General features: G+C 41.2%; 13 protein-coding genes and 1 other RNA gene. 10 read left to right on the top strand and 4 right to left on the bottom strand.

Going from position 1 to position 14,856, the window contains the following annotated elements:
* Positions 1-709 precede the first annotated feature (709 nt).
* The 5 genes from acnB (at position 710) to EL244_RS12400 (ending at position 6,481) form a co-directional block, all read left to right on the top strand.
* Positions 710-3,307 (top strand): bifunctional aconitate hydratase 2/2-methylisocitrate dehydratase, encoded by a 2,598-nt coding sequence (gene acnB, locus EL244_RS12420; protein WP_126437261.1) that lies wholly within the window; start codon positions 710-712, stop codon positions 3,305-3,307.
* Between the two features lie 130 nt (positions 3,308-3,437).
* Positions 3,438-3,803 (top strand): YacL family protein, encoded by a 366-nt coding sequence (locus EL244_RS12415; RefSeq protein ID WP_112837210.1) that lies wholly within the window; start codon positions 3,438-3,440, stop codon positions 3,801-3,803.
* A 154-nt stretch (positions 3,804-3,957) separates the two neighbouring features.
* Positions 3,958-4,830, top strand: coding sequence for a small-conductance mechanosensitive channel MscS (gene mscS, locus EL244_RS12410; RefSeq protein ID WP_006814974.1), 873 nt, complete (start codon positions 3,958-3,960; stop codon positions 4,828-4,830).
* 189 nt (positions 4,831-5,019) lie between these two features.
* Complete coding sequence (gene argO, locus EL244_RS12405; protein ID WP_112837209.1) at positions 5,020-5,637, top strand: arginine exporter ArgO; 618 nt, start codon at positions 5,020-5,022, stop codon at positions 5,635-5,637.
* 115 nt (positions 5,638-5,752) lie between these two features.
* Positions 5,753-6,481 (top strand): oxidative stress defense protein, encoded by a 729-nt coding sequence (locus tag EL244_RS12400; RefSeq protein ID WP_006814972.1) that lies wholly within the window; start codon positions 5,753-5,755, stop codon positions 6,479-6,481.
* Here the strand turns inward: EL244_RS12400 and EL244_RS12395 are convergent.
* A complete protein-coding gene (locus tag EL244_RS12395; protein WP_006814971.1) occupies positions 6,478-7,392 on the bottom strand; it encodes a LysR family transcriptional regulator ArgP in 915 nt (304 codons plus the stop codon). The genes EL244_RS12400 and EL244_RS12395 overlap by 4 nt on opposite strands.
* Positions 7,393-7,594: 202 nt before the next feature.
* Here EL244_RS12395 and rpiA point away from each other — a divergent pair, with 202 nt between their 5' ends.
* Together rpiA and serA are read left to right on the top strand one after the other, a co-directional pair.
* Positions 7,595-8,254 (top strand): ribose-5-phosphate isomerase RpiA, encoded by a 660-nt coding sequence (rpiA, locus tag EL244_RS12390; RefSeq protein WP_006814970.1) that lies wholly within the window; start codon positions 7,595-7,597, stop codon positions 8,252-8,254.
* 436 nt (positions 8,255-8,690) lie between these two features.
* Positions 8,691-9,941, top strand: coding sequence for a phosphoglycerate dehydrogenase (gene serA / locus EL244_RS12385; RefSeq protein WP_006814968.1), 1,251 nt, complete (start codon positions 8,691-8,693; stop codon positions 9,939-9,941).
* Positions 9,942-9,993: 52 nt separating this feature from the next.
* On the opposite strand, the gene EL244_RS12380 is transcribed toward serA, so the two are convergent.
* The 3 genes from EL244_RS12380 to zapA form a co-directional block, all read right to left on the bottom strand.
* Complete coding sequence (locus EL244_RS12380) at positions 9,994-10,590, bottom strand: 5-formyltetrahydrofolate cyclo-ligase (protein WP_126461257.1); 597 nt, start codon at positions 10,588-10,590, stop codon at positions 9,994-9,996.
* Positions 10,591-10,710: 120 nt separating this feature from the next.
* Positions 10,711-10,892: non-coding RNA, 6S RNA (gene ssrS / locus EL244_RS12375), on the bottom strand.
* 110 nt (positions 10,893-11,002) lie between these two features.
* Positions 11,003-11,332 carry a cell division protein ZapA gene (zapA, locus tag EL244_RS12370; RefSeq protein WP_006814966.1) on the bottom strand — a complete coding sequence of 110 codons (330 nt, stop codon included), beginning with the start codon at positions 11,330-11,332 and terminating at the stop codon, positions 11,003-11,005.
* Positions 11,333-11,553: 221 nt separating this feature from the next.
* Here zapA and EL244_RS12365 point away from each other — a divergent pair, with 221 nt between their 5' ends.
* From EL244_RS12365 to ubiH, 3 genes are all read left to right on the top strand, one after another.
* Positions 11,554-12,132 carry a YecA/YgfB family protein gene (locus EL244_RS12365; RefSeq protein WP_006814965.1) on the top strand — a complete coding sequence of 193 codons (579 nt, stop codon included), beginning with the start codon at positions 11,554-11,556 and terminating at the stop codon, positions 12,130-12,132.
* 169 nt (positions 12,133-12,301) lie between these two features.
* On the top strand, positions 12,302-13,618 hold the full coding sequence (gene pepP, locus EL244_RS12360; protein WP_126461254.1) for a Xaa-Pro aminopeptidase: 1,317 nt from the start codon (positions 12,302-12,304) through the stop codon (positions 13,616-13,618).
* 41 nt (positions 13,619-13,659) lie between these two features.
* A complete protein-coding gene (gene ubiH, locus EL244_RS12355) occupies positions 13,660-14,838 on the top strand; it encodes a 2-octaprenyl-6-methoxyphenyl hydroxylase (RefSeq protein WP_126461251.1) in 1,179 nt (392 codons plus the stop codon).
* Positions 14,839-14,856: the final 18 nt, after the last annotated feature.

Genomic DNA, 14,856 nt, shown 5'->3' with positions numbered 1-14,856 from the left:
GTACCATCTGAATCTCTTTATAACATTTATAATGATCCACAGTAGCTAGATATAGGGCAGCTAGAAGATGACTATAAGATGCTATGCGAGGCTAAGGAAAAAGACATTTTAGTCCGCTACAATTTAAAAAATATCTCAGCGATTCTTCGCTACTTAGCTGAAAATGAACCTAACTAATTAACATTAGTTATGACCCAGAGCCTAGATCTTCGTAGGCTCTTTTTTATTACTTCCCTTCAATAATCCGGTTGAACTAAAAAGACCAATTAACCCCATAAAATTCTTTAAGAAAATTTAAACCAATCGCAATGATTTGCCTTATCAATTAGTAAGATAAATAAAAATGAGTTATTAAATATAATTTGTGATAAGGGATGGAAAAAAACATTAATTAGGGTGCTTTAAGTCGTAAAATGGATTATAAAAAGTAGGGTTTTATGAGTTTTTTATGATGGATTATGATATTTCAAGCTTAAAAATCACCCGAAATTGATGTTAACGGGTAAAGTTAGTAGATGAATGTTGCTTTATTGTGAATGAATTAACATTACGTTTAAATTCTGCTATGCTGATCGCCCGAAGCTGGACATAATTTTATCGCCATTGAGATTATGTGAGCAAATTCCTCTGACCTGGCACCGGATGATAATTTTGTCAGAATGGTGCAGACAGCCGGGTATATAAATAACAAAGAAGCGAGGAGAACGTCGTGCTAGAAGAATACCGTAAGCACGTAGCCGAGCGTGCCGCTCAAGGGATTGTCCCTAAGCCATTAGATGCGTCACAGGTAGCTGCACTGGTAGAGTTACTGAAAAACCCACCCAAAGGTGAAGAAGATTTCTTGTTAGACCTGCTCACCAACCGAGTTCCCCCAGGTGTTGATGAAGCCGCGTACGTTAAAGCAGGATTTTTAGCCGCAATTGCAAAAGGCGAAACATCCTCCCCTCTTATCTCCCCTGAAAAAGCAATCGAACTGCTAGGCACCATGCAGGGTGGATACAATATTCACGCACTGATCGATGCACTGGATGACGCTAAATTAGCGCCTATCGCAGCAAAAGCACTTTCCCACACTTTATTGATGTTCGATAACTTCTATGATGTAGAAGAAAAAGCTAAAGCTGGAAATACCTATGCGAAGCAGGTTATCGAATCATGGGCTAATGCAGAGTGGTTTAAAGAACGTCCAGCATTAGCTGAAAAAATGACAGTAACCGTCTTTAAAGTGACGGGTGAAACCAACACCGATGACTTGTCACCAGCCCCAGATGCGTGGTCTCGTCCAGATATTCCTCTGCATGCTTTAGCGATGCTGAAAAACGCGCGTGAGGGTATCGTCCCTGATGAAGCTGGCAATGTAGGTCCGATTAAGCAAATTGAAGAGCTGGCTAAAAAAGGTTTCCCACTAGCCTATGTTGGTGATGTTGTCGGTACTGGCTCTTCACGTAAATCAGCAACTAACTCCGTACTGTGGTTTATGGGTGACGATATTCCATTCGTGCCAAATAAACGCGGTGGCGGTGTGGTGCTTGGTGGAAAAATTGCACCAATCTTCTTTAACACTATGGAAGATGCGGGAGCATTACCAATTGAAGTTGACGTTTCTAAGTTGAATATGGGTGATGTCATTGATATCTATCCGTATAAAGGCGAAGTTCGTAACCACGAAACTAACGAATTACTAGAATCATTTGAGTTAAAAACTGACGTATTAATTGATGAAGTCCGTGCTGGTGGCCGTATCCCTCTGATTATCGGTCGTGGGTTAACAACTAAAGCGCGTGAATCATTAGGTTTGGGCGCAACAGATATTTTCCGTCAAGCTAAACCGGTTGCACAAAGCAATCGTGGCTACTCATTAGCACAAAAAATGGTAGGTCGTGCTTGTGGTCGTCAGGGAATTCGTCCTGGTGAATATTGCGAGCCAAAAATGACTTCAGTCGGTTCTCAAGATACAACCGGTCCAATGACGCGTGATGAATTGAAGGACTTAGCATGCTTAGGGTTCTCTGCGGACCTTGTCATGCAGTCATTCTGTCACACTGCCGCGTATCCAAAACCTGTTGATGTGACCACGCACCATACTTTGCCTGATTTCATTATGAATCGTGGTGGGGTTTCTCTGCGTCCCGGTGACGGTATTATCCACTCATGGTTAAACCGTATGTTGTTGCCAGATACTGTCGGTACTGGTGGAGACTCTCATACTCGTTTTCCTATTGGTATATCTTTCCCTGCGGGTTCTGGCCTAGTAGCCTTTGCTGCTGCAACAGGAGTGATGCCACTGGATATGCCTGAATCTGTATTGGTTCGCTTTAAAGGTCAAATGCAACCGGGTATCACATTACGTGACCTTGTTCATGCGATCCCTCTGTATGCCATCAAAGATGGTTTGCTGACGGTTGAGAAAAAAGGTAAGAAAAACATTTTCTCTGGTCGTATTCTGGAAATTGAAGGTTTACCAGAGCTGAAAGTTGAACAAGCTTTTGAACTTGCGGATGCTTCAGCGGAGCGCTCTGCGGCTGGTTGTACGATCAAGCTGGATAAAGACCCAATCATTGAATATCTACAATCTAACATCGTTCTGTTGAAATGGATGATCGCGGAAGGTTACGGTGACCGTCGTACGCTGGAACGTCGTATTAAAGGCATGGAAAATTGGTTAGCGAATCCGGAGCTACTGGAAGGTGACGCTGATGCAGAATATGCCGCTGTGATTGAAATCGACCTGAGTGAGATCAAAGAGCCAATTCTGTGTGCACCTAATGACCCTGATGATGCTCGCTTACTGTCTGATGTTCAAAATGAAAAAATCGATGAAGTCTTTATCGGTTCTTGCATGACTAACATTGGTCACTTCCGTGCTGCAGGTAAATTATTAGATACGCATAAAGGTCAATTACCGACGCGTTTATGGGTTGCGCCACCAACGAAGATGGATGCAGCACAGTTAACTGAAGAAGGTTATTACAGTGTATTTGGTAAGAGTGGAGCACGCATTGAAGTTCCAGGTTGCTCTTTGTGTATGGGGAACCAAGCACGAGTAGCCGATGGTGCGACAGTAGTTTCTACTTCAACCCGTAACTTCCCTAACCGTTTAGGAACAGGTGCTAACGTATATCTGGCTTCAGCGGAGTTGGCAGCGGTTGCATCTCTGTTAGGTCGTTTACCAACACCTGCAGAATACCAACAGTTTATGAATAAAGTCGATGAAACGGCAGAAGATACCTACCGTTATCTGAATTTTGACCGACTGGATCAATACACTGAGAAAGCCGATGGTGTGATTTTTCAGACCACAGTTTAATTAGTCAGTAAAACTACTCAAAGGCTCCCCTCGCGGAGCCTTTTGCTTTTTTAAGGCAATAAAACCACTCTCCTATATTCCTTATCTCGCGTTATACTGAAATAAAGACGCAAAGTGTGAGGTATTGCATATGGACTATCAATTTTTGAAAGACATTACAGGAAGTATTACAGCCAAATTTTCAATGGATCATGAAGCTATTGGCTATTGGTTAAATGAGGAAATTAAAAATGACCTCAGTTTATTGGATACCATCGCAGAAAATTATGAATTGATAAAAGGCACGGAAAATCAGTGGGAATTTATTGGGCACGAGTACACTTTGATTTTAGACGACGAAGAAGTGATGATCCGTGCTAACCAACTGGTTTTTGAAACCGAGGGACTTGAAGAGGGTATGAGCTACTATGACAATGAAAGCATTGCATTTTGTGGCGTTGATGACTTCTTCGGAATGTTAGATGACTATCGAGAATTTGTTGTTGAAAATCGGTGAAATTACATTTCAGTATCAATTTATTTTATATTTTTACATTTTATAGCTATTATTTTGAATGTATTGCTCAATGAGTTAATAAGAGTTCTTTGGATGAAGAATCTAATTGAAAGAGCCTGATTAGGCTAAATTTTAAATTAAAAAGGATAAGTATATGAATACTGATGATGTTACAGGTGCCTTGAATGATGCCACAAGTTGGTTTGTTGCTAATCAAGATCTGTTAATCCAGTATATCGTCAATATCGTTTCTGCAGTCGTGATTCTGATTGTAGGTATGATGATAGCGAAGTGGGTTAGTCGCGGATTAAATCGTGTAATGACCTTAAGAGGAATTGACGCAACAGTTAGCGAATTCTTGTCTGCTATTGCACGTTACACGATTATTGCTTTCACCTTGATTGCTGTTCTGGGCAAAATTGGCGTACAAACAGCGTCTGTCATTGCCGTCATGGGTGCTGCCGGCTTAGCCGTTGGTTTAGCATTACAAAACTCATTAGGTAACTTTGCAGCTGGCGTTCTACTCGTAGTCTTTAGACCGCTAAAAGCGGGTGAGTTTGTTAAAATTGGTGCGATTGACGGTACAGTACAAAGTGTACAAATTTTCTCAACAACACTAAAAACGGCGGATGACCGTATTGTCGTTATCCCAAACGGTAAAATTATTGGTGACAGTATCATCAACGTCACTCGTGAACCGAATCGCCGTCAAGATATCATTGTTGGTGTAGCTTATGATTCTGATATTGATACAGTTAAAAAAATATTAGGTGACATTGTTGCAGCAGACAAACGAATTATGCACGATTTAGGTGTGACCATTCGTTTAAATGAAATGGCGCCATCTTCATTAAACTACCTTGTTCGTTTTTGGACTGTTAACGGTGATACTTGGCCTGTTTATTGGGATTTAATGGAAAACTTTAAACGTGCGTTAGACAAGCATAATATTGGTATTCCATTCCCTCAAATGGATGTACATTTACATCAAGCCAATACGACCGTAAAAAGTATTTCAGCTGAATAAACTATCATGGTTTAAATAGAAAATGGCGCTAATTTAAATAGCGCCATTTTTTTATCTGTATTTATCCCCGTTCAGACAGTCATTCTTATCAGTATTGCTTATGGTCTATTAGATTTAATCATTTTCGCTAATAATTTTTTATCGATATTATTCCTTAAAATTAAATGAATAATTATTTTGGAAAATTGCATGTTTACGATTTATATTCAGGGGGCTCTGTTAGGGGCTGCAATGATATTGCCATTAGGTCCACAAAATGCATTTGTGTTGCAGCAAGGTAGCCGTAAGCAATTTCATCTAATGAGTGCATTATTATGCGCATTAAGTGACACGATTTTAATCATCGCAGGTGTCTTTGGGGGAAGTGCATTATTAAGTCAGTCTGAATTATTAATGACATTGATTACTTGGGCTGGAGTTGTATTTTTAGTTTGGTACGGTTACGGCGCATTTCGTACCGCAATGACTCCCGATGATTCCGTGTTACAGCTAGAGGGCAGAGTGATCACTCGATGGAAAGTGATTGCGACGTTATTTGCTGTAACCTGGCTAAATCCCCATGTCTACTTAGATACGTTTGTTGTATTGGGTAGTGTTGGTGGTCAGCTTGAAAGCCAATTACGTCCATGGTTTACAGCTGGAGCGTTGACGGCATCATTTATTTGGTTTTTCCTATTGGCAATGTTAGCAGCTTGGTTTTCTCCTATACTGAATAAGCCTCGTTCCCAGCGGATTATTAATCTCTTCGTTGGATGCGTAATGTGGTTTATTGCATTCCAATTAGCAAAACATGGGTTGGGATATTAATTAGCACTATTCTGAGTCGAAGTTTAAGTTGAGTGTGATAATGTAAAACCTATTCAAAGGAAGTTTATGATGAACTTTCTTTATATTGTAGAGAAAAATACCATTGGGAGGTTCTGTGAAATTAAAATCTATCGTTGTTGCAGCCCTATTAGCGGGTCTTGCGGTTCCTACCTTGTCTCTGGCGAATGCGGTACCTGAAGGACCACATATCTCGACATCCGGCAATGCAGCAATTAAAGTGGCTCCAGATATGGCGACATTAAATATTAATGTTGAAGTCACAAATAAAGATGCGGCGGCAGCTAAGGCTGAAGCAGACAAACGAGTCGCACAATACTATGAATTTTTAAAGAAAAATGGTATTGAAAAGCAGGATATTAATGCAGCAAATGTGCGTATTCAACCTCGTTATGATTACGGCAAAATGTCAAAACCAACATTGACTGGTTATACTGCAGTGCGTTCTGTTGAGGTCAAGGTTACTAAGCTGGAGCAACTTAATACATTATTGGATGGGGCATTATCTGCGGGATTAAATGAGATTAATTCTGTGCAGTTTGGGGTTAATAATCCACAAAAATATCGTGATGAAGTTCGAAGCCAAGCGATGAATAATGCTAAGCAGCAAGCTGAAGCGTTAGCTAAAGGCTTTAATACTCAATTAGGCCCAATTTATAGTATCAATTATAATGCGCCATCAGCGGTACCTTATCCTATGGCTTTAAGAAGTTCTGCAGGAAGTATGAAAGCGGCTGCTCAAGATCTCAATGTTGATGAGACCTATGAGCAACAAAGCATTGATTTTAACGATCAAGTTGACGTGGTATTTGAAATTAAGCGTTAATCTTCCGCGAGAATTTCATTATCTTGCTTTAACATCTGGCGCCCAGTTTTGAGTAGGGCGTCAGTGACTTTTTTCATTGTCCGACTTTCTGGTGCAAAACGATGCCAGTATAGCATACGTCGCTGGCATAGCCCTGGCGTTAAATCTACTAATTCACCGTGTTCTAATTCATTTGCAATTTGCAGGTGCGGGATCATACAGCACGTTGAGCCTTGCTTTGCCAATTGAACAAAAGCTTCTGATGAGTTAACGATATGGCAAGGGACACTTCCCGGTGATAGCCCAAAATTTTGTTGGAGAAACGCTTGGTGCATATCATCTAAATGGTCAAATGCAACTGCTGGAGCTTTGAGTAATGATGAGCGAGTAACGCCATCAGGAAAATATTTAGCAGCGAAGTCAGGGGAGGCGACGAAAATATAATCTAACGCCCCCAGCTTATCAACAAGGCAGCCGGGTAAAGCTTGGGGTTGAATACTGATAGCGCCAACCACTTCTCCGCGTCTTAAGCGTTCTTGGGTTCGAGTTTCATCTTCCACTTGGATATTCAAGCGAATAGGGGTGCTCCCTAACACAGGATTCAATGCAGGTAAAAACCATGTCGCTAAACTATCGGCGTTGACCGCTAAGGAAAGAAGCAGTGGTGTCGAGCCACCATTTTCATCACCAAGCCATTGTTCTTCGAGTAATTCAACTTGATGAAGCAAGGCGAGCAGTTTTTGCCCCTGTTCGGTTGGGTGTGGAGGAACAGTGCGCACAAGTAATGGTTGCCCAAAAAGATTCTCTAATTGCTTGATTCTTTGAGAAACTGCAGATTGGGTAATACATAATTTTTGTGCTGCTCGTTCAAACCCGCGTTCACGAATGACGGCATCCAGTGCTTGCAAGGCGCGATAATCAGGGCGCTTCATCAAAAACTCTCCTTCTTGTTATTCTGTCGGTCACTATGCCATATTTTTGCGGATAACACTGCAAATATTCCTATAGGTTACTTTTTCATAAGAAGTAGAGCACAAACCCCGATAACAATACTGCAACTTGCCAGATGTCCGGTATATACTATTCACCATCCCCATTTAATGACGACTCAATATATCAGCATAAGGCATTAGCATGACTCAGGATGAATTAAAGAAAGCAGTTGGTTGGGCAGCACTCGAATATGTTAAACCTGGCACCATTGTCGGTGTTGGCACGGGCTCAACAGCCTCCCACTTTATTGATGCACTAGCCACAATGAAAGGGCAAATAGAAGGAGCTGTTTCTAGCTCAGAAGCTTCAACTCAAAAACTCAAATCTTTGGGTATTCCTGTTTTTGATTGCAATAACGTTGATTCTTTAGACGTTTATGTTGATGGTGCAGATGAAGTTGATAACAACATGAATATGATCAAAGGCGGTGGTGCAGCATTAACACGCGAAAAAATTGTTTCTGCAATTGCAAAAACGTTTGTCTGTATTGTTGACCAATCTAAGCTAGTGGATGTTTTAGGTAAATTTCCTTTACCCGTTGAAGTCATTCCTATGGCGCGTAGTTATGTTGCTCGTGAATTGGTTAAACTGGGCGGTCAACCTGTTTACCGTGAGAATGTAATTACTGATAATGGTAACGTGATTTTAGATGTTCATAATTTAAAAATTCTAGACCCTGTTGCGTTAGAAAACAAAATTAATGGCATTGCTGGAGTGGTGACGGTTGGTCTGTTTGCAAATCGTGGAGCGGATGTTGTCTTAATGGGCACGGCCGAAGGCGTAAAAACCATTAAGTTATAATTTTCATCTCACTTAAGGATAAGCCAGTCAGCGATAGAGCGGCTGGCTTATTTTTTATATAGATGTGGATGTTACTAGCGATATTTATAAATATTCACGATTTTTAAATTATTTTATTTTTTTTTATTTGTTATTATTTTGGTGATATATCTCACACAAATGTCCATTGCATGGGCAAAATCCTTATTTTGTGTTACCGCGTCAGATTTTCCACCACATAACTTCTTTTTCTTTACACTTTTTAGCATGACTAAAGCAATCGATTGTATTGCTACTGTGCTGGATTTTGCTATGTTGGTATTCTCACTTTATTTCAAGCTGCATGTGAGGAGTCCCGTAAGGTACCTCTACTTAATCATTTACGTGCATCTTGAATTATTTTGAGTTAATACTGAAATTAATCTGTCATAAATTTAAGTGCGATAGGGTAAGGTAAATGGTCAAGGTATCTTTGCAGAAAGACAAAATAAAATTTTTACTGCTTGAAGGTGTTCACCAAAGTGCTGTGGATAACCTAAAAGCGGCGGGTTACACCAATATCGAATATCACAAAAGCGCGTTATCAGACGAAGAATTAAAAGAAGCAATTAAAGACGCTCGTTTTGTTGGTATCCGTTCTCGTACTCATTTGACGGAAGAGATTTTTGCTTGCGCTGAAAAACTGGTTGCTGTGGGTTGCTTCTGTATCGGAACCAACCAAGTTGACCTAGAGGCTGCGGCAAAACGCGGTATTCCTGTTTTTAATGCGCCATTCTCCAATACCCGTTCCGTGGCGGAAATGGTACTAGGTCAATTATTATTGTTGTTACGCAGAATTCCTGAAGCGAATATGCAGGCTCACCGTGGTATCTGGGAAAAACAAGCTAAAGGTTGTTTTGAAGCTCGTGGTAAACGTTTAGGAATAGTTGGTTACGGGCATATCGGTACTCAGTTAGGTATTTTAGCTGAAGGTATCGGGATGGATGTTTACTTCTATGATATTGAAAACAAATTGCCACTAGGTAATGCGACTCAGGTTCGTTCTTTACCTGAATTGCTGAAAATGAGTGATGTGGTTAGCTTGCATGTACCTGAAACGTTCAGTACCAAGAACATGATCGCTAAAGAGCAATTTGATCAAATCAAGCAAGGGGCAATATTCATTAATGCTTCTCGTGGTACGGTTGTAGATATTTCTGCATTGAGTGCAGCATTAGAAAGTAAGAAACTTTCTGGTGCGGCTGTGGATGTATTCCCAACGGAGCCTGCGGCTAATAATGATCCAAATGACCCATTTATTTCTGAGCTGATTAAATTCGATAACGTCATTCTGACGCCACATATTGGTGGCTCAACTGAAGAAGCGCAAGAGAATATTGGTTTAGAAGTTGCAAGCAAACTAGCTAAGTATTCAGATAACGGCTCAACGTTATCTGCGGTTAACTTCCCAGAGGTTTCTCTGCCAGTACATACGGATGATAATAACCGTTTACTGCATATTCATGAAAACCGTCCAGGAATGATGAATAGCATCAACCAAGTGTTTACTGATAACAATATTAACGTCGTTGGACAATATCTGCGTACATCAGGTAATGTCGGTTATGTTGTGATTGATGTTATGACTCAATCTCCAGGGCAAGCGGATGAAGTCTTGCTGAAATTAAAATCTCTACCAGGCACAATTCGTGCGCGTTTACTGTTTTAATCTAATTTAATTAATTCAGTCTATATGGTGCTGGTCATGTTAAGGTTTAGCCTTAAATCGACCAGTGCCATATTTTTTTTGGGGTAATAATTTCCGGTAATGGAATATCCCAATGAGCGGTTGGTAGATTATCAACTTGCTGGCAATCGTGAGCGAGTCCTATAGGGAAAAATCCCGTTTTCTGCCAGTTGGCTAGCGTCCTATCATAAAACCCGCCCCCCATTCCTAAACGCTGACCTTGGGTATCAAAAGCCACCAGCGGCACCATCATAATATCTAATTTTTCAATGGGGAGAACATCCAGCACATTTAGCGGTGGCTCTTCAATATTGAACTTATTTTTAACTAACACTGTTTCTGGGGTGTAGCGTAAAAATAATAAATGGTGAGGACTGAAAGGGTGGATGACAGGAAGATAAACTTGTTTTCCTTTTTGCCATAGCGTGCGAATTAATGGGCGAGTATCAATTTCCCCATCAAATGAAAGGAACAGAGCGATAGTGTTGGCTTGGGAAATTTTAGGATGGTTCAAGATATGTTGGATAATTTTTTGTGCTGCATCACTTTGTATTTCGGCGCTAAGTTTACGCCTAGCTTCACGAATTGATTTACGAATTTGTTGGCGCTGAGATTGGAGGGTATCAGTCATAATCAGTCCCTTCGATGAAAGGCAAAAAGTCTGAAAATCAGTATATCGTAACTGACGATAATGAATAGGTTGGCAGGTGTTTTATTCGATAACACAGAGAAACACAAAAGATAAAAAAGGGAGGTCTCCAAGATGCCGTTGTAGGCTGTAACCCTTGAACCCTTGGTTCAAGGTGAACGCGACTTCGCAACCTTTAGGCTTCCTGACGAATCAGGCATGCTCACCAGCGCAATAACCACATTCTGTTTGGTATGAAATATCGGCTCAGGGGACTGACCCACTGACGAGCATCTCAGAGAAATTTGTTTTGAGTACTTGCGTTACCCAGTGATTTCATTCTACAAAATTAGATTAGAAATGCAACCTAATTTTTTGTTTTCTTTTTTCACTAGTGATTGATTAATAAGCGTATTTACTCTAGGGGCAATACTCGCCTCTCAGTGATCTTCACCTGATCATGCAACGCTTGCTCAATCGTCTGTTGCAAGACTTTTATCTTCTCTTCCATATTATAAGCATAATCGCGAGTTTTTGTCTTTTCTTGTGCTAATTCGTGACAGACATTCAATGCCACAATAAAAATCAGCTGCTCAGTATTCGTTACACCGCTTCTATCTTTCAGATTTTGTAAACGATTTTCTAACTCTTTAGCTGACTCTAGCAGTGCTTCTTTTTGCTCAATTGGGCAATTTACTCGCATAGAGCGCCCAAAAATCTGAATATCAACGGGTTGTGCTGACATGATTCCTCCATACTAAATCAATTTCGCCAATAAAATACGGGCAATTTGGCGTAAATGTTGTTAATTTGCGCATAGCTTATACTGAGATAGGCAGTGGCGTTATATTATTAGTGTAGAATAAAAATAAACTAATAATAACTCAGACAAAAAAAGCAGGCTGGTCTAGCGGCTATCCTTGGTGGTAGCATATCACGAATCACAAGCTAACATGACGAATTCAGATGTCTATACAAAAATCTTTACCAAATTATGACTCGTTGGACAAACTACTCCAACAGCACTCAATCGCACTCACTGCCGCAGAAATCCACGGTCTAATTACGGGATTAATTTGTGGTGGAAGCCGTGAAAATGGCTGGCAAACGCTAGTTCATGACCTGGCTAATGATGGTTTAGCGTTTCCTCAAACTGTAGCTCAGCCGTTACGAGAGCTATTTGATTCTACATTTGAAGCACTTGATGACAGTGAATTTGCTTTTAATATGCTATTCCCTCATGAAGACGCTTCCGTGTTTGATCATGCAGACGCTCTTGCAGGTTGGGTTAATCACTTTCTGTTAGGTATTGGAGTGTCTCACTCAAAACTCATGGAGCAAAAAGAAATTGCGGAGGTTATCACTGATTTACGCAATATTGGCATGCTGGGTTATGATGAAGAAGAAGACCAAGAAGAGCTAGAGCAAGCATTAGAAGAGGTTGTTGAGTACGTTAGAGTTGCAGTTCAGCTCTGTTACATTGCTCTGGTCGAGCCAAATAAAGTGCCAACAGTAGTTGAGAACAAGAAACCTATTCTCCACTAATCCATAAATATCGCATCATTGTTTTTGACCGTAGCGTTCTCTTATTTAATAGAGAGCAATATGGTCAAGGCTTTGATTCATCCAATTTGACGCGATTGCTATTTGATTATTTTGTTTAACATCAAGTAGGCAACCAATCTAATCACTCAGATAATAAGGCAATAACGGTATGAATAAGCAGGAATTTATTTCTCGTCGTAATGCATTATTGGCAAAAATGGCGCCCGCAAGTGCAGCCATAATTTTTTCAGCACCAGAAGCTCAGCGCAATGCAGATTGTGAATATCCCTATCGTCAGCACAGTGACTTCCTGTATTTGACTGGATTTAGTGAGCCAGAAGCAGTTTTGGTGTTGATTAAGAGTGATGAAAAACATAGCCATACTGTTCTTTTTAACCGTATCCGTGATTTAACCGCAGAAATTTGGTTTGGTCGACGTTTAGGGCAAGAAGCAGCTCCTGAAAAACTGGGTATTGATAAAGCGCTGCCTTTTGATCAGATTGGCGATCAGCTATACCAGCTATTGAATGGTTTAGACGTGGTCTACCATGCACAAGGAGAGTTTGCTTATGCTGATAAATTGGTTTTTTCCGCATTAGAGACTTTGCGACGAGGTAGTCGCCGTAATCTAAAAGCGCCACAAACCTTGATTGATTGGCGTCCAATAGTGCACGAAATGCGCCTATTTAAGTCAGATGAAGAAGTAAAATTGATGCGCAAAGCCGGTGAAATATCTGCTTTGGCTCATATCCGTGCGATGAAAACTTGCCATCCTGGTATGTATGAATATCAGCTTTGTGGTGAAATCGAGTATGAATTTACTCGTCATGGTGCGCGCTTCCCATCTTATAACACCATTGTGGGAAGTGGGGAAAACGCCTGTATTTTACACTATACCGAAAATGAGTGTGAGATGAGAGATGGAGAGTTGGTACTAATTGATGCCGGAGCTGAACTAGAAGGTTATGCCGGGGATATCACGCGGACTTTCCCCGTCAACGGTAAGTTTAGCCAAGAGCAGCGCGAAATTTATGACATTGTTCTGGCAGCCTTAAATAAGGCGTTGGAACTATACCGTCCGGGAACCAGCATCCATGAAGTAACACGTCAAATCATCCGTATAAAAACCGAAGGTTTAGTGGAACTTGGTATTTTGCAGGGCGACGTCGATCAGTTGATCGAAAACAAAGCTTATCAGCCATTTTTTATGCATGGTTTAAGCCATTGGCTAGGTTTAGATGTCCATGATGTCGGTTTTTATGGTGTTGAAAGAGACCGCATCCTTGAGCCGGGCATGGTATTAACGGTTGAGCCTGGATTATATATTGCACCTGATGCTGATGTACCTCCTCAATATCGAGGGATTGGGGTACGGATCGAAGATGATATTTTGATCACTGAAAATGGCAATGAAAATCTGACAGACTTAGTGGTTAAAGATCCTGATGAAATTGAAGCCCTAATGGCTCAAGCGAAAAATGCTTAAATGAAGCAGTAAGAGTAACAATAGAAGGTAATAAACAACCTATGAATGTGATTATTGTTGGTGGTGGAATGGCGGGAGCGACGTTAGCTCTGGCGATTTCGTCGCTAAGCCAAGGCAAGGTATCGGTATCATTGATTGAAGCCTCATTACCGGAAGGAATGCATCCAGGGTTTGATGCGAGGGCGATTGCTCTCGCTCATGGGACATGCCAGTATCTATCGTCGATAGGTATTTGGCCTGCTTTCGCTGACTGCGTTACGCCAATTAATCACGTTCATGTTTCGGATAGAGGCCATGCGGGGTTTGTCAATATTCAAGCGAAAGACTATCACATTGCTGAATTAGGTAATGTGATTGAACTGCATGAGGCTGGAACTCGATTATTTTCTTTATTACGTAAAGCGCCAGGCGTGACCGTACATTGCCCTGCTAAAGTTGAACAGGTTGAACGCTCACTCGAGAGTGTCACTGTCACCTTAGATAATGGAAATAAACTTACTGGTGAGCTGCTGGTTGCTGCAGATGGGAGTCGTTCTGCGATTGGGCAAGCTTGTAAGATACAATGGCAACAAGAGGATTATGGTCAAGTCGCTATTATTGCAAATGTTAAAACTGCGATTGATCCTCAAGGTCGCGCATTTGAGCGCTTCACTGAATTTGGTCCCTTAGCATTACTACCAATGTCTGAAGGTCGTAGCTCGTTGGTATGGTGCCATCATCAAGAACATGCAGATGTCATTAATGCTTGGGACGATAAAACCTTTATTCATAAGCTACAACAAGCGTTTGGTTGGCGATTAGGTGAAATAACCCAAGCCGGCAAACGAAACTGTTATCCTCTTATTCTCAGAAAAGCCCTGAATCCCGTGAGTCATCGAGTGGTGTTAGTCGGTAATGCGGCACAAACACTGCACCCTATCGCTGGACAAGGTTTTAACCTTGGGATCCGCGATGTGGTAGTACTTGCAGAGCTGGTGGTTAAGGCGCATGAAAATCAACAGGATATTGGTTGTTATTCACTATTAAGTCAGTACCAACAAATTCGTGCTCAAGATCGCGACAAAACAGTCACGATGACGGATGGTTTGGTTCGTCTATTCGCCAATCGCTGCTTACCGTTGACGGTAGGGCGTAATCTTGGCTTGATGGCGATGGAAATGTTACCGCCAGTACGTGATCTTTTAGCCCGTCAGACACTTGGCTGGGTTGCACACAAATAACCACGAAACTAAGAGGAA

It is taken from the genome of Providencia rustigianii, from assembly GCF_900637755.1.
GTDB classification, from domain to species: domain Bacteria; phylum Pseudomonadota; class Gammaproteobacteria; order Enterobacterales; family Enterobacteriaceae; genus Providencia; species Providencia rustigianii.
Note: the sequence above shows the minus strand (reverse complement) of the source record. Positions and strands in the feature narration are given on the sequence as shown.